Below are 19,630 nucleotides of genomic sequence, written 5' to 3'. Positions count from 1 at the left end.
ATTATTCAGACACAGATTGAAACCGTAAACTGACGATCTCATCGATAATATCTCACACCCTCTTCTCTTCATTATTTACATTTTCTGCCATGGCATAAGAAAAAACTCATTCTGCAGGCGTTAGCGTTTTTAGCGGGCGTGTTACCCGCGCAAACCGGCAGGATAGTATTCATCCCGTCGGAGCTACGTAACCAGTGGCTTTTCACGTGAGGTGGACGAATTGTGCACAGCGCAGGCCGCACCACTTTCAGGAGGGCGATACCCGCGAAGGACAGATGCTGAGCGGTTGCACGCTCGCTGTTTCAACACAGGTAAAATCAATGGTGTAAGATGATTACAATCAATTAAAGCGATCATTTTTTAAACACAAGAGAGCTTATGCAAGCAACTTTAGCTTTTTTCAAAAAGTTAAGCGTCATCACACTGTCTTACACCCTCTCAACGCAAATCAATAACTTATTGATTTTATTGAAATAAAACCAATAAAAATTCTAAAAACCATTAGTACTCAACAAAATATATAAACTCGTGTGATATCTAAATTATAATTCTTATACTTATGTTCAAAAGGTGGAGGTCAAAATGCGATTAACCCTACTGCTGTTATGCTGTCTCGTACAAAGTGTAACCTGGGCTGGCGACCTGCCAAAACCAGTTGGTAAACCCATTTTAACGATTTACGGTAATATAGAAAATACCAATGAAAATGGAAAAGCAGTGTTTGATCTCGCCAGCCTTGAAAAACTCGGAGTAGTGAGTTTCGAGACGACATCTCCCTGGTATAATGGTCGTACGAAGTTTGAGGGTGTTCCAATGAACAAACTCATGGAGTATGTGGGTGCGAAGGGAACTAACGTTAATGTTATTGCGCTCAATGATTACTCAACCGTGATCCCTCTCAGCGACTTTAAAAAATACAACGCCATACTTGCCTTAAAGGTCAATGGCGAATATATGCGCATCCGCGATAAAGGCCCATCGTTCATTGTATACCCCTATGACAGTCTTCCTGAGTTGAATAATCAGATTTATTACTCACGATCAGCATGGCAGGTTAGCAAAATGAAGATTGAGTAGTCGTTCAGGAGAACATAATGAACAGGATACTGGTTGGTATCATTTTTTCTCTTTTTATCACGACAGGATATATTGCATTCCTTGTTTACGATCGCCAGCAGGAATTGCAAAAACTGACTCAATACACTGAGTCCTGGTCCGTGGCACAACTGGTATCAGAGTATTACCGTTTTGAATCATGGCTTGGTCTATACGCAACCGATACCGATGACGTTACGATAGACCAGGTCCGCATGCGTCTTGAAATTATGCTCAGCCAGAGCGATTTAATGAAAGGGGGTGATTTAGGTCGCTATATTGACAGTGATAAAGCGCATCAGGAGCTCGCTTTGCGCTTAGAGAAAATACTGGCCTATCTGGATAGCCATCTTGAAAAAATGAGCCACCCAGAACTACAGGCATACCTGACAAATATGCATGACCTTGATGCGCCGCTGAGCCAGCTTTCTGCAACGGCATTGACGAAAGATATTAACACGGTTAATGAATCCAACCATAAAATACAAATCCTGTATTATATTTATTCGGTACTTTCATTATTACTGGTGATATTAAGCTTTATTCTGGGTTTCTTAATGATCTACCAGAATAAAAACATTCTCAAAGCGCACATGCAGGTTAAAAGCCTTGCTGACGAGCTTCAGATATCAAAAGAAACGCTGCAAATTCAGAACTCGAAGCTGGAATATGATGTTTATCATGACTCCCTCACCGGCATGAAAAACCGCCTTTTCTTCTGGGACGATCTCAACAAAATTAATCTTCAGGCAGATAAAAACCACATCCCCGTCACGGTGATGTTATTTGATTTAGACCGCTTCAAAGAGGTCAACGATACCTATGGCCATGATGCCGGAGATTTGCTGTTGAATCAGGTATCCAGACGCCTCACCTCAATGAGCAGCGCCACTGATACCTTTTACCGTTTGGGCGGAGACGAGTTTGCCCTGCTTTCCAGTGGACTCACTGAAGCAGCCGCCGTTTCGCGTGCCAAAGAAATCAGCGAACATATCAGCCAGCCCTATACGATTAATAACCAGCTGATAAAAATCGCCACCTGTGTGGGTATCGTTTTATCTGATAATGAACGGCGCTCTGACTACCTTTATAAATTTGCCGATCTGGCGCTCTACGAAGCCAAAAAAGAGGGTTCACAGCAGATAAAAGTTTTCCGTCAGTGGATGCTGCAAAAGTTGCAGGAAAGCAGAACCCTTGAACATGATATGGCACTGGCGATCGATAACCATGAATTCGTTGTTTATTACCAGCCTATTGTCGATTCATTCAGCAATGAAATTTACGGCTATGAAGCGCTTATTCGCTGGATACACCCGGTGAAGGGGATACTGTCACCCGATTACTTTATTTCCGTCGCTGAAAAAACGGGGATGATCAACCAGATCGGCAAAACCGTGCTGGAGCTTGCCTGCCGGGAAGCGGTTTCCTGGGCGGTTCCGGCAAGGATCTCTGTGAACGTCTCACCCGTTCAGCTGGGCACGAAATCCTTTACGGCGATGGTACAGTCCATCCTGAAGGAGACAGGACTTCCGGCAAACCGTCTTGAATTAGAAGTTACGGAGTCATCGCTCTTCAGCGACAGCAACACGCCGCTCACTATTCTCAAAAAGCTGAGAACGCTGGGTGTAAGAATTTCAATCGATGATTTCGGAACGGGTTATTCGTCGCTCTCACGTCTGAGTGAACTGAATTTTGATAAAATTAAAATCGATAAATCCTTCGTGAACCCGATATCCACGCAGGATGATGCCCTTAATATCGTTAAATTGATAACCGGCATGGCGAAGAGCCTCAATATGAGGGTCATTGCAGAAGGTGTTGAAACCGAAGCGCAGCTTGAACGTCTTCAGGCGCTTGGCTGCGATCTCGTCCAGGGATACCTGTTCGGAAAACCACAGGCTGAGATTGACAGGAAGATTAGATACGGTTGAAATGGTTGCGCGGCTTTTTCTGGCCTAAAACCCTTTAGTCGATTGATAATCAAAGGTTAAACAATGAAAAAAACAGCCCCGGCCTATACACCTGTTGATTTATCTCGCTGGGCCAGGAAGGAGCATTTTGAAGTATTCCAGTCATTTGCTGAGTGTACCATTAACCAAACGGTTCTGATCGACATCACCGCGCTGCGAAAACATATCAAAGAGGTCGGCTGGAAGTTTTACCCGACGATTATTTTCCTCCTCTCTAAAATCATGAACCGGCATCCGGAATTCCGTATGGCCATGAAGGATAATGAGCTTGTCATATGGAATGAAATTCATCCCAGCTATACCATTTTCCACCCTGAAACAGAGACCTTTTCATCATTGTGGAGCCACTTCGACGGCAATATTCAGCACTTCCAGAATACGTATGCGGAAGACGTTGCCCGCTATGGCAATAACCTTTCTTACTGGCCGAAGGAAGAGTCCCGGGAAAATGTCTTTTTCGTATCGTCTATTCCCTGGGTAACGTTTACGAACTTTACGATGAACATTGCGCACATGAAGAACTTCTTTTCCCCGATGTTCACGTTTGGAAAATACTACGAACAGGATGGGAAAGTGCTGTTGCCGCTCGCGGTGCAGGTTCATCATTCCGTGTGCGATGGTTTCCATGTGGCAAGGATGTTTAATGAGTTGCAGGAGATGTGTGATGGTTTGCCGGAGCTGTCGGAGGGGCTAAATAGCTGATACGCCGAAGGCAATTTTAAAAGAAGGGATAATAGGAACAAATATAAACAAATAACATCATGATTTTTAAGTATTTATAAGGAAACGCAATCAAAGATACCCCCAAAAGTACCCCCAAACTCTTGTTTGCTATACTTTCAAGTCACTCTTCGATTACACATCTAATTTCATTTTTGGATAAGTAACTCCAACTTAGCTCATCTCCTAACTCTATGTTAAAAGAAAAATCTGGGATGATTTATTACAGCCAACCATAACAACAAAAATACTTGCCCCCTGCTTCAGAGGAAATTAGTTGTAATCAGTTCGTCAAAAGAACGCTTTTTGGGAGCAGCGACTCATTGAACTTATGTATGACATAACTAAAATCATTATCTTTTTAATAGGGGTGGCAGCAGGTCAATCGCGGAATGTATTAAAGGATTGAATTTTAACGAAAATGGCCCGTGTGTGGGCCATTATTTTTTGACGATTCTAAAAGAAGGAATCTCAAGGAGTGGCAGAAGCAGTGGTTTAATGCCCACACGAGTGGATAACCCATACACCTGTTCACGAACATATGGATAAATGATAAGAGGAGCGTTAAATTCAGCCCAATGAGGGATGTGTTCAACAGCGAATTCTTCAGTATCAACTGTAAAAACGCCTCCCACTTCAACCCATATAGAGACAGGTTGGTTCTCATACTCTTCGTTATCAGCCTCAGAATTATCTTCATCTACAGCAAATCTACCAGCACGAACCCTCATACTGACATGTATAGTTGATGTAGCTGTGTCAAAATCTGAATGGCCTGCTTCCATAGCGTAGCTACCGGCTTGATAGTCTGCCGAATGTGCAGTCTTAACGTCATGCACTTCAATACTCAGCTTCAAAACTTGCAACGAACGGAGCTGCACTGCATGCGCTCGAAATGACTTATTTGACATTAGGCCGCCAGTGCAAATTCAGGTTCTGATTCAATAGCTAAAACCGTTTCAGCGTTCAAGGATTTAGCAGCATTCAGCTTCACAGTAGCAAACAAAGTTACCAGATCTTCTGTCATGACTTCTGAAAAGTGCAAAGACAAAGGTTCCAGCATGTTCACATCAAAATCTTTGAACTTTTCGCTTTTTTTCAAAAAAGAGAAAACATCCCCTTCTCTACATTCCCTGGCTTCTTTAAGGAACTCTTCAGGTGTTAAAGACAAGATGTCTTGTAACGCCGCGTCCAATGCAGCCTTCATTCTACGGTTCATAGTGGAACCCCTCTAATTTTTAGTTATAGCAAGATAATCCAGATTTCTAACTATCACAGCAAACGGCGCTCCAACATACCCAGCCAGTTGGTCTGGCATTTTAGGTGGTTGCTGGACGGTGGCTAACACTACGCCAACTGGTATGCCTTCAGTTTCTTCAGTTCGATTGATGAGCATTTGGTGTACTGCACAAATGAGATCTTCTCTCTCATCAACATCCTGGGCATTTATAGTTGGCCAAAGACCATCGAGCGCTCTTCTTAAAGTTACTCTAAACTCGGGACTTTCTAGGTTTAAAACCTCTTCATCAGGTGCCTTGACGTACCCCCAAAGTACAGCGCAACCTTTGTCAGCTTCGTCTGAATACTCACCTCTTTTTTCAGCAGCAGCAAACCAACTTTCTGCAAGTTGAGTTGCATATTGGCATCCTTGTTCAGCAGCATGCCAAAGATAAGCTCCCACACCGCGCCGACCACCGTCTCCAACTCTGAAACCATGCTCCAGAATTGATGCAGCTCTTGAGCAGCAAGTTCCATGGGAGCCATGCGCTTCGAAGAAGGTAGTTTCAACTGATTCATCATTAGCGGCTTGATCGGAAACTAAACTTAACATATTCATTTAGTTACCATTTATCCGTTTCTTAGTGTTCTTAGCCAACTAACTGAACCTTCTTCAGTGGACGTTAGTAGACAAACTATAGGACAAGTTTATCCGATTATAAAAACAACACAAGCTATCTGATGAATAGGCTGATCCCGTTTTTAAGTAGCTAGGTCAGTAAACAACAATTACTTACTGAAGCAACTGTAACTTAGAGCGCGTTCTGCCAAAATTCCCCACTGACGCTGCCGGTGGGTGACAACTTTTGACAACTCAATCTGAACGCCAGCGTCCGGGCAAACCAGAGCAGCGACTTGAAAGAGGCTCGAGGATGGTTGCAAAGGGGGAGTGCTTAACACCTCCCCTCCTGTGTTCCCGCACCTGAAGTTTTCTGAAGCGGTAGCGGTTGACACTTTACCCCTAGTTTTCCCTAGTAAGGCATAACAAACCATAACAGGCTGGCACCTGCCCTGCTCCGCATCAGGATTAACAAAAGTTAACAGTCAAGGCTCAACAAATCTCAACGCCAGCCCTTTACACTTCTGCTGTAGATGCTGTTCGTAGGCGTCAGGATCCGTTAGGTTGGGTTGACACTTTTCCCTGTTTTTCACGAAAAAGTGTCAAGTTAGAGGAGTTAGGTTTGGCCGGGGGTTTACAGTTTTTCACCTGCCAGCAGACAGAGTGCCTTTAATCCTGTTTCGCTCCAGTCATCCTGGGTGTCGGGGTGCATTGTGGCAACGTAAGCCAGCTCAGAACGAAGAAACCGTAAAGCGCCTGCTGCATGGTCTTTGCCATAGAAGCTGTGGGTTTCTTCATCCTGCCGGAAGAGAATCAGCAGTTTTTCATCGGGCTCGTGCCGAACTTCAAAACCCAGCTCAGCGGCTGCGACCTCTATTCGCTGGCCAGCATTATTATCAGCCGGCAGCTCTTTCCCGCCGTCATGCCCCCATACCCACGCGGCGGCTTGCGCCCACGTCATCTCAGTCTGGTGTTCGCCAGCACCAGCAGAATTTTGTTTAGCCTGCGATGCGTCAACATCCACTTTATCGCCTGAAATTACAATTTCACCGCGGGCTATCCAGCCGTAAACAGTTTGCCGGCTGACGCCCATATGCCTGGCGTAGGCTGATTTACTTAATAGCATCGTGATGTTTCCCTCCGGGCAGAAAAAAGCCGCCCTCAGGCGGCCTGCTTCTCTTCTGAATGTGTCTGCCGCTGGCTGCCTTTGAGCATCGCGCTGACATGTTCGCTTAACTGATCAAGGCCGGTCATGCGGGGCAGAACTTCTGATGGATCGTCGTTCTTCCCGTAAACGAGATTGTTATACCAGGTTCGGACAGCTGTAATTTGTGCGACGTCCTTCCTTACCGCGTCGACCAGATCGGCAACCGCGCTAATTACCTGCCCGTTCTCTGATGCTATACGGGAAAAGCCGAGACGTTTTAGCTGTTCCGTATCGAGCCCCGAACACACCGCGTGCGCCCTCAGTAAGGCGTCCGCCAGCTCCTGATGCTTTCCACTGTGCATCGACAGCAGCATTTTTTCCTGGCTGCGGCGATCCAGTCGGGCGAATGCCTGGCGCATCTCGCTGTCACGCATGAATCCCTGAACATCATCAGATGCCAGTGGATTAACCGGAGCGAGCTTGTTCTTCAGGTAATCGAGAATATTTGCGGCCTGCTCGCTTACGGCTGCCACCCCGCGGGTAAAGTCTTTAAGCGTGTCCGGGTTCCGGGCTTCACCTGCCCTGCGGTTTTTTGCCTGTTCGTTCAGATCCGGATCGTTGCGGATAACATCCAGCAAATCCGCCTCAGCTTCGGCCTGCTGCGCCGTTGTCCTCAGGCTGGTGAGTTCGCCCGCCATGCCACGAAATAAAGCGGCCATCTGAGTATTTGGCGCAACAACCTTACCGGCATAACCCGCCAGCTCGATGCTGTGTTTCCCAATTTTGATTGAGTAGCTCACTGGCCAGCCTCCATTTTTGACAGCCCTGCATCAAATATCTTGCGTGCAACAGCATGGATTGACGGCGCGATCCCCATGCCCGACTTCTGGCGCTCCCTCTCCTGAATGGTTTTCAGAGCCTGAATCTGATCCCCGTTCAGCAGAACGGGCTTAACGTTAACCTTGCTCATGATGCCCCCACTAATAGCGACCGTTAAAGTTTCATTAATCGCAACAATCCAATAATCAATTGCGATTTATGAAACGATATTAATGAAATAGCAGGGGTTCACAACGTGAAAAAAGTGGATGCGTTTTAAAGAATTTGCCCTCAAGGTATACACGGTCTACATAAAAACGATAAAACTCATATAAAACATACAATTGAACCGTGTACACCAGTCTACACTTTGCCATTTCAGGTATGCACGGTATACACGTTTTTGCTTATTAACTAATCATTATAGAAATGTAATTGTGTAGACCGTGTATACCCTGTGTATACCCTATAACAAGGTATACACAGCATATATTATTGATTTTAATAACTTTTATTAGAGTGGTGTATACCGTGTATACTTTTCCCCATATTTAGTTAAACATTCATTCCTTTTTCTCAGCTAATGGGTGCGCCTGCGGCAGCCAGTCCTCCGCGCTTTCCGAAAGCTCAACGTTAGTCACCATGCCCCGATTCTTCCTCTCCTTACGATATTCATGATTAAACTCCCGCATGGCGCTTTCCATCCCCTCAGCGAATTTATTCAGCGTCAGCGGCTTGTCGAAACCGTTGGCCTCCAAGAATGCCAGGTAAGCGTGATAAAGATAAATGCGCGGATAGTGTGGCGGGTTACGGTTGCCCACCATCATTCCCGCACAATCAGCCAGCCGCTCAAGATGCGCGCAGAAGGCATACAGCGGATCCGTTTTCTGCTTCACCTCGAGTGCTTCTTCGCTGTTCCGTTGCTCCAGCAGCAGCACCCGCGCTTTTTCCGGGTTCGCAAAGTTCGCCAGCAGCCGGCGAACAATCACCGGAATTTCAGCGGATATCTTTTCTGCCAGGTCGGGATCCTTATCCTCTTCGCTGACGCGCCGGTTAAACTGGAAAATTACGCGGCGCCGGGAAACGCCGCCGGCACGTTCGGTGAAAATCATCGGCGTGTTGTTCGTGGCCACAACCACCGCCCGCAGAACAGCGGTGTACTGGTGCTCGTGTTTCGGGTCGATCTCCACCGCATCCCCGCCGGTTATCGCTTTTATCCCGGTACCCTCTCCTGAATATTTGGGCTGATCAGGTAGCGTTATCATGCTTTTCCCGACGAACTGCGCCCGCCCACGCGCGCTGTCGAGCGCCGCCATGTTCCCGCTGGCGGTGTTATGCGCACCGGCCAGCATCGTGGCGATGTGGGTAAAGACGCTTTTCCCGCTGCCGCCCTCCCCGGTTATCTCGAGGAACAGCTGCCAGTCATACCGGTTCGCCAGCACCATAAAGAGCGCTGCAGCGATGCGCTGCATCTTAATTGCGTCTCTATCTGATGCGTAACTTAGCCATTTATGGAAGTTCGGCGCGTGGTCGCGGAGGTTTTCGCCCGGCACCGCCGGCGTGTAGGTCACGCCGTTATGGTTGGTCAGCCAGTTATCCTGGCTGTGTTCGGAGAAAACGCCGGTTTCCATATCATAGACGCCGTTTGCAAAGGGGATCAGGCTGCGCCGCGGCTCCCCCATTACCGGGATAACGATTTTCAGGGCGTCGATAACGTTGTTGATCGCGCGCTTGCTGAAGTTAGTTTTGTTCTCGTTGTAGATAGCCACCATTTCGCGGCTCAGCTCGAGCAAAGACGTTTTCTCCCAGATGCCGGTACGGTAGACGTACACGCCTTCGCTGTTTTCATGGATCGCAATGCCGGTGTAACGCGCGGCCAGTATGAGCGCCTTTTCGTTATCAGCCAGGTCGCGAAGGTTTACATCCGTCAGCGGTTTGCCAATCACCATGCTTTTGCCAGCTTCCGCATCGGCTTTCAGGCGCGGCAGCTGTGGCGTCCAGTCCTCCAGAAGCTGATAACCCTCAGAGTAGAATTGCGCGCGCTCCACGCCGGCCACCGCCAGCTTTGTCGCGAGAATGGTTATCTGCCGTTCGGTCAGATGCCCGCCGCGGCAAACCCGGGCATAGACACGGCCATCATCAACAATGCGGATATTCTCCAGCTCCGCCAGCTGCTTTTTATCCAGCACAACCGGCGGTACCGTATCGCCAATCGGGTTCATTTCCTGCCATGCTTTGGCGAACGTCCAGGCATCGGCGCCGGCAAAGATAATTGACTCCTCCATGAGATCCGCCGGCTGCTTTTTAAGGTTTGGTGCATTCTTCATTTTCTGTTCCCTCGCTCCCTGATGATTTCCCGCATGACACGAATTCGCTCGATGCCCTGTACCCGCATAATCCGATCGATATCTTTTTCGCCGGCGACCGGTGCGGAAGAAACAAATTCAAATTCCCGCACCAGTCTTTCTGGCGTGCAAAAACACGGTGAGCTGTACCCCTCGCGGCAATATGTCACTCTGTCGAATCGGTAACTTTCGATAATTACGATGTTGCCCCGGCCGTCCTTCCATTTATCGCACGGCCTGATTTCAGGGTGAGCGCGGCCACCAGCAGCTAAGCCGGAATTTTTAATCGTCATATTTTTTACCTCACGCCGCTGGCGGGATTACCTGATAACCAATTTTCCTCAGAAAGCGCGCGGCACTCTCCACCGTAAAAATGATCTCGTCGTCCATAAGGGGGCGCATCGACTGCAGGCCATTTGACGTGTCCACCAGATAGCGGCCGCCGGCCGGGAAACTGAAAACGTTTTTGCCGTCGGCCCGGCGAACCAGATCGTAAACAGGAGTCATAATTTCCCCTCCCCGTCCCTTAATAACTGGCTGGCAAAAAAAAATCGCACGCTATTTAATTGCGCAGGGATGTGATCGGCGAAAGCACCGAGACAGCAAATTGGGATAACCGTTGTCATACAGATACCTCCATGGCCAGACGGGATTGAATGGCGGAGGCCTTGCTGCCTAACTGGAGGTAAGTTCGGGTGATTGCCGGGTTACTGTGCCCGAGCATTTCAGAGGCGACCAGCAAACCCTGTTCGCCCCCGGCGGACATGAGATTAAAGGCGGCAATCTTGCGGCTGGAATAGGCGCTCAGGCGCAGACGCGTGTTTACCACTCGGGTAAACCACACCATTACGTTATGCAGTTTCTTCCAGATCGTCTGGCGGCTCACGCTACCTTCCAGAGACTGGCAACGGTTACTTTCGATCTGGCTGCGGGAAAATACCAGGTCGTCACCGATAAGATTGCGCTCCATGCGTTCGCGCAGCCGCTTGATGATGCCCGGCGGCAGCTGTTTGGTATCGTGCTTAACTTCAGCCTTTGCCACCAGCTCAAACACGATCGCCTGTTCTTCTTCCGTCATGCCGGCGGCCAGTTCGTCGCAGCTCACGCTATCCCATTGCATGTAAGCAATGTGATCGCCAGCAAGCCGGGCGGCGTCCTTGCGCCGCTGGCGTACAATCTCGATCCCCTTCCGGGTCGCTCTGGCTTCTGCTGCTTTGGTCTGCTTCGCTACGATAATTGTTGCTATGCCGGTTTCCCAGTTGATGCAGGAGTAACGGAAGTTGCACACGTCGCTGGTACGCCAGCCGGTAACGGTCGCAATATCCCACCAGAGTAAAACCCAGTCCGGCTGGGTCTGCTGGATGCGCTCGCGCAGTTTGCGCTGCTCTTCCCGTTCGTAAACGGGGGTCATGGTGCGGGTGCCTTTCGTGGTAGTGGCTTTTACCACGTTACCGCGCAACTCGCGTGCTTTTGCTGTAAGGGTTTGGAGGTTAAACATGCTGTACCTCCTCAACGCGAAAACGACACGCCAGAATACAGACACATCCTGCGGGCGTTTTTTCGCGTGCTTCGCGCTCGGTGGAAGCAGTAACATTGACGATCTGATTTGTGAATTCGCCCAAGGTGAGAAAACGCCATGTAAATTCAGGGCGTGTTTGGGTAGACTTAGTGCAAGCCATAATGTTACCTCAACTAACGTTTTGGTTAGACGCCCCGGTACTGCTCCAACAGTCTGGGGCGTTGTCTTTTCAATGTACGCCGTGCTAACGTACGTACATAACAAAAACCATACTATGAGGTTATGTACGTACGTGTCAACTGCAAAACGAGATAAAACACCTAAGGGTGAGGGCTGGTCGCCTACTTTCCAGATTCGAATTAATCCAGAACTGCGCCAGCAATTGAATGAAGCAGCTGAGCGCGCAGGTATGAGCCTTGGTAATTGGATGAAGGAACTTGCCCGCGCTGAGCTCCGTAAACAAGGCATAGAGCCTAAAGGCTGATCCATCAGCCTTTGAGCCGGGTAATAATCCCGGCTTCTTCCTGCCTTTTTAATCATCGCTATTTTCCTTCAGTAACTCGGGTTGATACTTACGCCACAGCTGAATCTCCTCTTGTTCAAGAGCTTCTTTTGCCCCCTTACACTGCTGCAACTTATACCCGCGTTTGCTGGCCTCCTGCTGATAAGCCGCCATGCGCCGGCTAAAATCGTTCAGGAACGCGAACGGCACACCATAAGAGCCAGTCTTGCGGATAGAAGGGATAACCTCGCGAAATACCCAATTACTGAAACGATGGGCGAATGTGCCCGGCGTAATAGCTTTACGGCTGCGGGCGATCAGCTTGTAGAAACCAGATTCAGAGACAGCGCTATGATTTGGGTTCCCGCGAATACCGTAAGTTAAAGTTACGGTATTTCTCTCGTCATCATCCAGAGCCTGCAACGCCATGCGTGAATTGGATAGTTCCAGCGCCGCGCAAACATCTTTTGCAACGAACCACGGTTCACCGTTGATCTTAACAATACGGACTTTCGCGGCCTCAAATTTAATGACCGAAATATCATCGCTGCTGTTTTCAGGTTGAGCGAAACCCTGCCCGGCTAGGGCATTTTTGTTAGTCATAATAAATTTCCCGGTCTAAGTTACAGTTGAGGTTTTGTGGAAATTAATGCATCTCGTTCTTCGATACGCTGGCTTATCCAATCATCAACTTCACTTTCAACAAATGCGATGGCTCGAGAACCAATCTTGACCGATTTAGGAAAGCGATTGTCTTTAAGAAGACGATAGATCCAAGCCTTGCTATATCCAGTGCGTTTTTGTACTTCAGCCAATCTGATTAAAGAGTGGGACATATTTACCTCATAACGTCTATTGTGGTGTACGAGATAAATTCAACCAGATATCAGATTAGCTGTGTGGAAGTCGGTATGATTTTAATTGGAAGTGACAACTGCGAGAGTGGATCCGTTTTACAGGTTTTTTTAGAACCTGTAAAACAAGGTTTGGAAGTGCGGCGTCAGTTTTGGAAGTCTTTACTTCGAAATTTTGGAAGCGTGAAGCTCAAGAGCTTCATCTATCAACATAATCAGTGCCTTACTGGTTACATCGATACCGTCTCCATGATCATTAATCAGTTTAGTCGCAGTCCTTGCCACCTCAGATTTGTTTAATTTGCCACCACGTAGATATTTCCCCTGACTTTTCTCGAGAGCAATTGCCATTCCGGCTATCAATTTGAGTGCTGTGTCTTTGCCAGCGAAGTTGCCCCACTGGGTGGGTTCGTGTAAATCTTCATTGCACTGCTCGGAATCTAAATCAGCGGAGTGGCTATCAATCATCCTTAAACCACTCTCAATTTCATTAGCAACCCAAGGCCAGATATCCTTTGCGAGGAAGGTTGCATTAACAATCGGAGTATCCAGAGTTATAGATTCAACATCTACTTTTAATCTGACGGCCTCAGGTAGACCATATTTATAATCAGCTAACTTGAAAGCTTGAAGTGGCTTTAATTCCTTTAGCTGAATGGCTTGTATGATAGTTTCCTTGTAAATAGATGCCTGTTCATGTCCTATATAATTCCCTTCTACTGCTTTTTGTACGCTATCAACCTTTTCAGATATTCCAGCCATAACTAAGGCTGCCTGATCTAAAGATACAATTCGCAAGCGTCCAATATGCACCGGTAAATCGAACATTACGTCACCTCACGCCCTCTATTAATTGAGCGGCTATGCCAGCCCGCAGAGGTGTACGGGTTTTCGGGGATCAGCCTAGACATAGCCTATTCTTTGTTCGTCTACCGAAGTCTACTACTGTCAATTAGCACTGTCTATACATACAGTTAAGCGCTTTTTCCAAACGTTCCATGCACTACATTTTCGCCGTTTTCCAACGCTTCCATATAGTCGGCATACCACTGAAGCATTTCACGCCGGCCGTCTATGTACTGAGCGTGGTTGTACGTCCCTCGAATAGAGTTTTTATCGACGTGTGCCAGCTGCGTTTCTATCCACGCGGTGTTGTAGCCCTGTTCGTGCAGGATGGTACTCATAGTGTGCCGGAAACCGTGCCCGGTGACTTTTCCGTCATAGCCAATCCGCTTAAAGACTTGGTTTATGCTGGCTTCACTCATTGTTTTTCGCGGATCGTTACGGCCAGGGAACATAAGCGGGTAATTGCCTGTTAGCTCTTGGAGCTGGCCAATAAGCGTAAGAGCTTGACTGGACAACGGCACCACATGAGGGCGACGCATTTTCATGCGTGAGGCTGGTATTTCCCAGACCGCCTTACTGATATTGATTTCATCCCAAAATGCCCCGCGGAGTTCGCCGGTACGCAAGCCGGTGATAATCAGCAGACGAGCGGCCAAAACTACTAAAGCGCTTCCTGTATATACTGACAACGCCTTGAAGAAATCAGGCAATTCTTTCGGTGTGAGGAAAGGATAATGATTGGACTCATGCCCTTGCATGGCGCTGGTGAGATCCGGAGCGGGGTTATACTCAGCACGGCCGGTGACTATTGCGTAACGGAAAACTTCCCCGCAGCGCTGCCTAACTTTTTTGGCCTTTTCTGTAGCGCCGCGCCCCTCAATGCGCCGCAGCACATTCAACAGTTCAAGCGGTTTGATATCAGCTATTGGTTTTTTGCCAATGTAAGGGAACACATCTTTGTTGAAAGCCTCCAGGATGTCTGAAGCATACCCAGCAGACCATTTTTTTAGTTTGCTGCTGTGCCACTCAAGGGCAATATCTTTGAAGGTGTTGTTTAACTGCGTTTCGCGGGCGATCTTCTCTTCCCGTTTCGCTTCCATAGGATCGATACCCCCAGCGATACCCCTTTTGGCTTCTACACGTTTTGCCCGAGCATCGGCCAATGTGACTTCAGGATACACACCCAGCGCTAACAGCTTCTCTTTGCCGGCTACACGATACTTGAGCCGCCAGTATTTGCCGCCATTAGGTTTAATCAGGAGATACAAACCACCACCATCAGCCAGCTTGTAAGGCTTATCTTTAGGTTTGGCGGTGTCCACCTGCCGGGCGTTTAGTTTCACTTGGGGGTACCTCCTCTAGACCGAACAGCAAATACCCCCATAAGTACCCCCAAACGACCGTAGATTTCAGGGAACTTTAGTAGACGTAGAAATACTAAAAGGGGCTGCAAGTCGCAGAGTATAAGGGGTTTCAGTGAACTTTAGTAGACTTGGGGAGACGTTAGAATGGTGCCGATAATAGGAGTCGAACCTACGACCTTCGCATTACGAATGCGCTGCTCTACCAACTGAGCTATATCGGCCCTGAGAGGCCGGTTACGAGCGTAACCACGGGGCAAAAGGTTAGATCTATCCGGGTGATGCGTCAATGCCCTTTTGAATCAAACGGCTATTTTTGCATCACCCGTGATTATTTACGCACGAATCGTATCGTCACCGAAGCCGATCCACTTGTACGTGGTCAGCGCTTCCAGCCCCATCGGGCCGCGCGCGTGCAGCTTCTGCGTGCTGACCGCCACCTCAGCCCCGAGGCCGAACTGGCCGCCGTCGGTGAAGCGGGTGGAGGCATTCACATATACTGCTGAAGAATCCACTTCGTTCACGAAGCGATCGGCATTGCGCAGGGTACGCGTCAGGATCGCGTCAGAATGCTGCGTGCCGTGTTCACGAATGTGCGCAATGGCGTCGTCGAGATCGGCAACGATTTTCACGTTTAGATCCAGTGACAGGAACTCGTCGTCGTACTGCTCCGCTTTTACGGGAACAACGTTAGCCGGGCCATCCTGAAGCAGTGCGAGCGCGCTGGCGTCAGCATGCAGCGTCACGCCGCTCTCTGCCATCTGTTTGCTCAGGGCCGGCAGGAAGCTGTTCGCTATATCCTGATGCACCAGCAGCGTTTCTACGGTGTTACAGGTGCTTGGACGCTGGGTTTTCGCGTTAACGATAATCTTCAGCGCCGGTTCAATCTCCGCGCTGTCATCCACCACGATATGGCACACGCCGATACCGCCGGTGATCACCGGAATCGTTGACTGCTCGCGGCACAGCTTGTGCAGGCCCGCGCCACCGCGTGGGATCAGCATGTCGATGTATTTGTCCATGCGCAGCATTTCGTTGACCAGCGCGCGGTCTGGGCTCTCGATCGCCTGTACGGCCCCCGCCGGTAAGCCACACTCTTCCAGCGCCTGCTGAATGACTTTCACCGTCGCGGCGTTGGTACGCCAGGTCTCTTTCCCACCGCGCAGAATAGCGGCGTTACCGGTTTTCAGGCACAGGGAGGCGACATCCACCGTCACGTTTGGACGGGCTTCATAAATAACGCCGATGACGCCGAGCGGCACGCGGCGGCGCTCCAGGCGTAAACCACTGTCGAGCAGCCCGCCGTCGATCACCTGCCCTACCGGGTCGGCCAGATTGCAGACCTGACGCACATCGTCGGCGATGCCTTTCAGGCGTGCCGGGTTCAGCGCCAGACGGTCGAGCATCGCTTCGCTCAAGCCGTTGCGATGCGCTTCCAGCAGATCCTGCTCGTTGGCGAGCAAAATTTCCTGAGACTGGGATTCCAGATAATCAGCGATTTTTTCCAGCACGCGGTTTTTCTCGCGGCTGGAAAGGAGCGCCAGTTTGTAAGAGGCAGCCTTCGCGGCAGCGCCCATTTGTTCCAGCATGTTCTGGCTCCTTAACGAATAATCATGTCATCGCGATGCACGGCAACCGGGCCATATTCATAGCCCAGAATGGCGTCGATCTGCTGCGAGTGGTGACCCGCGATGCGGCGCAGCGCGTCGCTGTTGTAACGGCTTACGCCGTGGGCGATGTCGCGGCCTTCGAGGTTACGGATACGGATCACTTCACCACGGGAGAAGTTACCTGTCACGCTTTTAATTCCTTTAGGAAGTAATGAACTTCCTCGTTCCAGAATCGCGGCGGTTGCCCCTTCATCGACGACGAGTTCGCCAGCAGGAGGCGCGCCAAATATCCAGCGCTTGCGGTTTTCCAGCGGGGATTCCTGGGCGTGGAAGCGGGTGCCGACGGAGATGCCTTCCATTACGTCGCCAATCACGCCGGGGCGGCTGCCCGCCGCAATGATGGTGTCGATACCGGCGCGGCATGCGACGTCAGCTGCCTGCAGCTTGGTCCCCATTCCGCCCGTTCCGAGGCCTGAAACGCTGTCGCCGGCGATAGCGCGCAGCGCATCGTCGATGCCGTGAACGTCGGTAATCAGCTCGGCTTGCGGATTCGAGCGCGGGTCGGCGGTGAACAGCCCCTGCTGATCGGTCAGAAGCAGTAATTTATCGGCACCGGCCAGAATCGCAGCCAGCGCCGAGAGGTTATCGTTATCACCCACTTTGATTTCAGCGGTGGCAACGGCATCGTTCTCGTTAATGACCGGAACAATGTTGTTGTCCAGCAGCGCGCGCAGAGTATCGCGGGCGTTCAGGAAGCGCTCTCTGTCTTCCATATCCGCACGCGTCAGCAGCATCTGCCCGACGTGAATGCCATAGATGGAGAACAACTGTTCCCAGAGTTGAATGAGTCGGCTTTGCCCCACGGCGGCCAGCAGCTGTTTGGAAGCGATCGTCGCGGGGAGTTCGGGGTAACCCAGGTGTTCACGCCCGGCGGCAATCGCCCCGGAGGTCACAATCACAATACGATGCCCTGCGGCATGTAGCTGAGCGCACTGACGTACAAGCTCAACAATGTGGGCGCGATTTAGGCGGCGCGATCCGCCTGTTAAAACACTGGTACCGAGTTTTACCACCAGCGTCTGGCTGTCACTCATGATTCTCTGCCGTTCAACGATAAGGGAAAGTAATGTCGAACGAACGTTTTAACAGGAGTCAGCCCCGTTGCCAACTGCCTTAGCACATCGCGAAACACTTTGTTGCGCGGGATCAGGAAGCCTAGCGGGAAATTTTGACACTTTTATTACCGAAATAATAAATCACAGTTTTTTAAAATTATTCTTAGTTTGTCATAAAAGTTTCATTCCAGAACGATAAAACCCTTCCTGTTTTTTCACGGGACTTAAGCATGAGCTTATCGTCCAGCGAATTTTTTAGCGCGTTTATAAGACAGGATCGAAAATGAAAAAGAGCACTCTGGCATTAATGGTTATGGGCGTAGTGGCTTCTGCATCCGTTCACGCAGCTGAAGTTTATAATAAAGATGGTAATAAACTGGACGTGTACGGCAAAGTGAAAGCCATGCACTACATCAGTGATGATGCCACCAAAGATGGCGATCAGACTTACGTTCGTTTCGGTTTTAAAGGCGAAACGCAGATTAACGATCAGCTGACGGGCTATGGCCGTTGGGAATCTGAATTTGCAGGTAACAAAGCCGAGAGCGACTCTACTCAGAAAACGCGTCTGGCGTTTGCGGGCCTGAAGCTGAAAAACTTTGGTTCACTGGATTACGGTCGTAACCTGGGTGCCCTGTATGACGTCGAAGCATGGACCGATATGTTCCCTGAGTTCGGCGGCGACTCTTCCGCGCAGACCGATAACTTCATGACCAAGCGCGCTACCGGCCTGGCCACCTACCGCAACACCGATTTCTTCGGCGTGGTTGACGGTCTGGACATGACGCTGCAGTACCAGGGCAAAAACGAAAACCGTGACGCCAAAAAACAGAACGGTGACGGTTTTGGTACCTCTCTGACCTATGACTTCGGCGGCAGCGACTTCGCCGTCAGCGGCGCCTACACCAACTCTGACCGCACCAATGCTCAAAACCTGCTGGCGCGTGGCCAGGGTCAGAAAGCAGAAGCCTGGGCAACCGGTCTGAAATATGATGCGAACGATATTTATCTGGCTGCAATGTATTCTGAAACCCGCAATATGACGCCAATTTCCGGCGGCTTTGCAAATAAAGCGCAGAACTTTGAAGTTGTCGCACAATATCAGTTCGACTTTGGTCTGCGCCCGTCCCTGGGCTATGTCCAGTCTAAAGGCAAAGATATCGAAGGTATTGGTGACGAAGATCTGGTGAAATATATTGACGTTGGCGCGACCTATTACTTCAACAAAAATATGTCCACCTTTGTTGATTATAAAATCAACCAGATTGACGACAAAAATAAACTGGGCGTGAGCAGCGATGACATCGTTGCTGTAGGTATGACCTACCAGTTCTGATGACGTGAAATAAAAAAACCGGCTTGATGCCGGTTTTTTTATTGTCGGGATTAATGCGGTCTGGTGCCCTCACCCCGCCCCTCTCCCACAGGGAGAGGGGGAATTTGTAGGCCGGGTAAGGCGAAGCCGCCACCCGGCGCTGTGACACCATCAGGCAGTCAGCTTCACCGCTTCGCTGGAAAAGTCATCCGCCGGTTCGAACTTGAGATCCAGGGTAGCCAGCAGTGCACGTGCCTTATCGTGAAACTCTTTTAGCGTATATTCCAGGCGGTCAATCACTTCCTGATCTTTAATTGTGGTCGCCTGCCAGTTGCCGTCTTTATTAAACAGGCCAAACTGGTAGCTATACGTAAAGCGTTTTTCCTCTGCTTCCATTTCCATCCACCAGCCCCAGAATTCACGTTTTTCGGGTGCAGGCTTCACGTTGACGCATACAGCCAGGCAGTCGAAAAAAAAGCGATTCTCTTCACACTGCTCTTCTCGAATATACGGGCCGAGAGCCATAAACTTCTTAATCAGTCTACTTTTCGGGTGTCCACTCGGTAACGTCATTG

The 19,630-nt window shown here is 49.5% G+C and carries 23 protein-coding genes and 1 tRNA gene; 5 read left to right on the top strand and 19 right to left on the bottom strand.

Annotation, left to right across the window (positions count from 1 at the left end; genetic code table 11):
- Positions 1-582 precede the first annotated feature (582 nt).
- The 3 genes from EnteroDNA1_RS18440 to catA all read left to right on the top strand — a co-directional run bounded on the left by EnteroDNA1_RS18440 (position 583) and on the right by catA (position 3,767).
- Complete coding sequence (locus EnteroDNA1_RS18440) at positions 583-1,077, top strand: molybdopterin-dependent oxidoreductase (protein WP_039263874.1); 495 nt, start codon at positions 583-585, stop codon at positions 1,075-1,077.
- Between the two features lie 17 nt (positions 1,078-1,094).
- Positions 1,095-3,026 (top strand): putative bifunctional diguanylate cyclase/phosphodiesterase, encoded by a 1,932-nt coding sequence (locus tag EnteroDNA1_RS18435; RefSeq protein ID WP_064673471.1) that lies wholly within the window; start codon positions 1,095-1,097, stop codon positions 3,024-3,026.
- A 63-nt stretch (positions 3,027-3,089) separates the two neighbouring features.
- Positions 3,090-3,767 carry a type A chloramphenicol O-acetyltransferase gene (gene catA, locus EnteroDNA1_RS18430; protein ID WP_069303708.1) on the top strand — a complete coding sequence of 226 codons (678 nt, stop codon included), beginning with the start codon at positions 3,090-3,092 and terminating at the stop codon, positions 3,765-3,767.
- A gap of 458 nt (positions 3,768-4,225) precedes the next feature.
- Here the strand turns inward: catA and EnteroDNA1_RS18425 are convergent, their stop codons facing one another.
- The 11 genes from EnteroDNA1_RS18425 to EnteroDNA1_RS22085 all read right to left on the bottom strand — a co-directional run bounded on the left by EnteroDNA1_RS18425 (position 4,226) and on the right by EnteroDNA1_RS22085 (position 11,612).
- A complete protein-coding gene (locus tag EnteroDNA1_RS18425; protein WP_069303707.1) occupies positions 4,226-4,696 on the bottom strand; it encodes a protein-export chaperone SecB in 471 nt (156 codons plus the stop codon).
- Complete coding sequence (locus EnteroDNA1_RS18420) at positions 4,696-5,004, bottom strand: hypothetical protein (protein WP_069303706.1); 309 nt, start codon at positions 5,002-5,004, stop codon at positions 4,696-4,698. Before EnteroDNA1_RS18420 ends, EnteroDNA1_RS18425 begins: the two co-directional genes overlap by 1 nt.
- A 12-nt stretch (positions 5,005-5,016) precedes the next feature.
- Entirely contained in the window at positions 5,017-5,622 is a 606-nt protein-coding gene (locus tag EnteroDNA1_RS22405) for a hypothetical protein (protein WP_134934921.1), read from the bottom strand.
- A 634-nt stretch (positions 5,623-6,256) separates the two neighbouring features.
- Positions 6,257-6,748: a DNA-binding protein gene (locus tag EnteroDNA1_RS18410; protein ID WP_069303704.1), complete on the bottom strand. Its 492-nt coding sequence runs from the start codon at positions 6,746-6,748 to the stop codon at positions 6,257-6,259.
- Positions 6,749-6,783: 35 nt separating this feature from the next.
- Positions 6,784-7,569: a hypothetical protein gene (locus tag EnteroDNA1_RS18405; protein ID WP_045339030.1), complete on the bottom strand. Its 786-nt coding sequence runs from the start codon at positions 7,567-7,569 to the stop codon at positions 6,784-6,786.
- The gene (locus EnteroDNA1_RS22495) at positions 7,566-7,739 is read right to left on the bottom strand and encodes a hypothetical protein (protein WP_197506917.1); all 174 of its coding nucleotides are present in this window, start codon (positions 7,737-7,739) and stop codon (positions 7,566-7,568) included. The genes EnteroDNA1_RS18405 and EnteroDNA1_RS22495 overlap by 4 nt, the downstream gene beginning before the upstream one ends.
- A 412-nt stretch (positions 7,740-8,151) precedes the next feature.
- The gene (locus tag EnteroDNA1_RS18400; protein WP_069303703.1) at positions 8,152-9,915 is read right to left on the bottom strand and encodes a DNA primase family protein; all 1,764 of its coding nucleotides are present in this window, start codon (positions 9,913-9,915) and stop codon (positions 8,152-8,154) included.
- Positions 9,912-10,226: a DUF4222 domain-containing protein gene (locus tag EnteroDNA1_RS18395; RefSeq protein WP_069303702.1), complete on the bottom strand. Its 315-nt coding sequence runs from the start codon at positions 10,224-10,226 to the stop codon at positions 9,912-9,914. Before EnteroDNA1_RS18395 ends, EnteroDNA1_RS18400 begins: the two co-directional genes overlap by 4 nt.
- A 10-nt stretch (positions 10,227-10,236) precedes the next feature.
- Complete coding sequence (locus EnteroDNA1_RS18390) at positions 10,237-10,440, bottom strand: hypothetical protein (protein ID WP_020686326.1); 204 nt, start codon at positions 10,438-10,440, stop codon at positions 10,237-10,239.
- Between the two features lie 115 nt (positions 10,441-10,555).
- Positions 10,556-11,431, bottom strand: a complete 876-nt coding sequence (locus EnteroDNA1_RS18385) for a tyrosine-type recombinase/integrase (RefSeq protein ID WP_069303701.1) — start codon at positions 11,429-11,431, stop codon at positions 10,556-10,558.
- Positions 11,424-11,612, bottom strand: a complete 189-nt coding sequence (locus EnteroDNA1_RS22085) for a host cell division inhibitor Icd-like protein (RefSeq protein WP_071788720.1) — start codon at positions 11,610-11,612, stop codon at positions 11,424-11,426. Before EnteroDNA1_RS22085 ends, EnteroDNA1_RS18385 begins: the two co-directional genes overlap by 8 nt.
- Positions 11,613-11,744: 132 nt before the next feature.
- Between EnteroDNA1_RS22085 and EnteroDNA1_RS18380 the strand changes: the two genes are divergently transcribed.
- Positions 11,745-11,936 (top strand): toxin-antitoxin system HicB family antitoxin, encoded by a 192-nt coding sequence (locus EnteroDNA1_RS18380; protein ID WP_032677338.1) that lies wholly within the window; start codon positions 11,745-11,747, stop codon positions 11,934-11,936.
- 48 nt (positions 11,937-11,984) lie between these two features.
- Here the strand turns inward: EnteroDNA1_RS18380 and EnteroDNA1_RS18375 are convergent, their stop codons facing one another.
- The 7 genes from EnteroDNA1_RS18375 to proB form a co-directional block, all read right to left on the bottom strand.
- Entirely contained in the window at positions 11,985-12,557 is a 573-nt protein-coding gene (locus tag EnteroDNA1_RS18375) for a BRO-N domain-containing protein (RefSeq protein ID WP_047363604.1), read from the bottom strand.
- 20 nt (positions 12,558-12,577) lie between these two features.
- On the bottom strand, positions 12,578-12,790 hold the full coding sequence (locus EnteroDNA1_RS22080; protein WP_071891605.1) for a helix-turn-helix transcriptional regulator: 213 nt from the start codon (positions 12,788-12,790) through the stop codon (positions 12,578-12,580).
- A 180-nt stretch (positions 12,791-12,970) separates the two neighbouring features.
- Entirely contained in the window at positions 12,971-13,636 is a 666-nt protein-coding gene (locus EnteroDNA1_RS18370) for a hypothetical protein (RefSeq protein WP_063137843.1), read from the bottom strand.
- A gap of 146 nt (positions 13,637-13,782) precedes the next feature.
- On the bottom strand, positions 13,783-14,997 hold the full coding sequence (locus EnteroDNA1_RS18365; protein WP_069303700.1) for a tyrosine-type recombinase/integrase: 1,215 nt from the start codon (positions 14,995-14,997) through the stop codon (positions 13,783-13,785).
- 166 nt (positions 14,998-15,163) lie between these two features.
- Positions 15,164-15,239, bottom strand: a tRNA-Thr gene (locus EnteroDNA1_RS18360).
- Between the two features lie 111 nt (positions 15,240-15,350).
- A complete protein-coding gene (gene proA / locus EnteroDNA1_RS18355) occupies positions 15,351-16,604 on the bottom strand; it encodes a glutamate-5-semialdehyde dehydrogenase (RefSeq protein WP_069303699.1) in 1,254 nt (417 codons plus the stop codon).
- An 11-nt stretch (positions 16,605-16,615) separates the two neighbouring features.
- Complete coding sequence (gene proB, locus EnteroDNA1_RS18350) at positions 16,616-17,719, bottom strand: glutamate 5-kinase (protein WP_069303698.1); 1,104 nt, start codon at positions 17,717-17,719, stop codon at positions 16,616-16,618.
- A gap of 304 nt (positions 17,720-18,023) precedes the next feature.
- Between proB and phoE the strand changes: the two genes are divergently transcribed.
- Positions 18,024-19,076, top strand: coding sequence for a phosphoporin PhoE (gene phoE / locus EnteroDNA1_RS18345; protein WP_048976529.1), 1,053 nt, complete (start codon positions 18,024-18,026; stop codon positions 19,074-19,076).
- Between the two features lie 150 nt (positions 19,077-19,226).
- On the opposite strand, the gene crl is transcribed toward phoE, so the two are convergent.
- Positions 19,227-19,628: a sigma factor-binding protein Crl gene (gene crl, locus EnteroDNA1_RS18340; protein ID WP_023310506.1), complete on the bottom strand. Its 402-nt coding sequence runs from the start codon at positions 19,626-19,628 to the stop codon at positions 19,227-19,229.
- Between the last annotated feature and the right edge of the window lie 2 nt (positions 19,629-19,630).

This window comes from Enterobacter sp. HK169, from assembly GCF_001719105.1.
Taxonomy (GTDB): domain Bacteria; phylum Pseudomonadota; class Gammaproteobacteria; order Enterobacterales; family Enterobacteriaceae; genus Enterobacter; species Enterobacter asburiae_B.
Note: the sequence above shows the minus strand (reverse complement) of the source record. Positions and strands in the feature narration are given on the sequence as shown.

Excerpts from the sequence above, each read along its gene's own strand:
- EnteroDNA1_RS18440 (WP_039263874.1), top strand. The coding sequence starts at position 583 with ATGCGATTAACCCTACTGCTGTTATGCTGTCTCGTACAAAGTGTAACC.
- EnteroDNA1_RS18435 (WP_064673471.1), top strand. The coding sequence starts at position 1,095 with ATGAACAGGATACTGGTTGGTATCATTTTTTCTCTTTTTATCACGACA.
- catA (WP_069303708.1), top strand. The coding sequence starts at position 3,090 with ATGAAAAAAACAGCCCCGGCCTATACACCTGTTGATTTATCTCGCTGG.
- EnteroDNA1_RS18425 (WP_069303707.1), bottom strand. The coding sequence starts at position 4,696 with ATGTCAAATAAGTCATTTCGAGCGCATGCAGTGCAGCTCCGTTCGTTG.
- EnteroDNA1_RS18420 (WP_069303706.1), bottom strand. The coding sequence starts at position 5,004 with ATGAACCGTAGAATGAAGGCTGCATTGGACGCGGCGTTACAAGACATC.
- EnteroDNA1_RS22405 (WP_134934921.1), bottom strand. The coding sequence starts at position 5,622 with ATGAATATGTTAAGTTTAGTTTCCGATCAAGCCGCTAATGATGAATCA.
- EnteroDNA1_RS18410 (WP_069303704.1), bottom strand. The coding sequence starts at position 6,748 with ATGCTATTAAGTAAATCAGCCTACGCCAGGCATATGGGCGTCAGCCGG.
- EnteroDNA1_RS22495 (WP_197506917.1), bottom strand. The coding sequence starts at position 7,739 with ATGAGCAAGGTTAACGTTAAGCCCGTTCTGCTGAACGGGGATCAGATT.
- EnteroDNA1_RS18400 (WP_069303703.1), bottom strand. The coding sequence starts at position 9,915 with ATGAAGAATGCACCAAACCTTAAAAAGCAGCCGGCGGATCTCATGGAG.
- EnteroDNA1_RS18395 (WP_069303702.1), bottom strand. The coding sequence starts at position 10,226 with ATGACGATTAAAAATTCCGGCTTAGCTGCTGGTGGCCGCGCTCACCCT.
- EnteroDNA1_RS18390 (WP_020686326.1), bottom strand. The coding sequence starts at position 10,440 with ATGACTCCTGTTTACGATCTGGTTCGCCGGGCCGACGGCAAAAACGTT.
- EnteroDNA1_RS18385 (WP_069303701.1), bottom strand. The coding sequence starts at position 11,431 with ATGTTTAACCTCCAAACCCTTACAGCAAAAGCACGCGAGTTGCGCGGT.
- EnteroDNA1_RS22085 (WP_071788720.1), bottom strand. The coding sequence starts at position 11,612 with ATGGCTTGCACTAAGTCTACCCAAACACGCCCTGAATTTACATGGCGT.
- EnteroDNA1_RS18375 (WP_047363604.1), bottom strand. The coding sequence starts at position 12,557 with ATGACTAACAAAAATGCCCTAGCCGGGCAGGGTTTCGCTCAACCTGAA.
- EnteroDNA1_RS22080 (WP_071891605.1), bottom strand. The coding sequence starts at position 12,790 with ATGTCCCACTCTTTAATCAGATTGGCTGAAGTACAAAAACGCACTGGA.
- EnteroDNA1_RS18370 (WP_063137843.1), bottom strand. The coding sequence starts at position 13,636 with ATGTTCGATTTACCGGTGCATATTGGACGCTTGCGAATTGTATCTTTA.
- proA (WP_069303699.1), bottom strand. The coding sequence starts at position 16,604 with ATGCTGGAACAAATGGGCGCTGCCGCGAAGGCTGCCTCTTACAAACTG.
- proB (WP_069303698.1), bottom strand. The coding sequence starts at position 17,719 with ATGAGTGACAGCCAGACGCTGGTGGTAAAACTCGGTACCAGTGTTTTA.
- phoE (WP_048976529.1), top strand. The coding sequence starts at position 18,024 with ATGAAAAAGAGCACTCTGGCATTAATGGTTATGGGCGTAGTGGCTTCT.
- crl (WP_023310506.1), bottom strand. The coding sequence starts at position 19,628 with ATGACGTTACCGAGTGGACACCCGAAAAGTAGACTGATTAAGAAGTTT.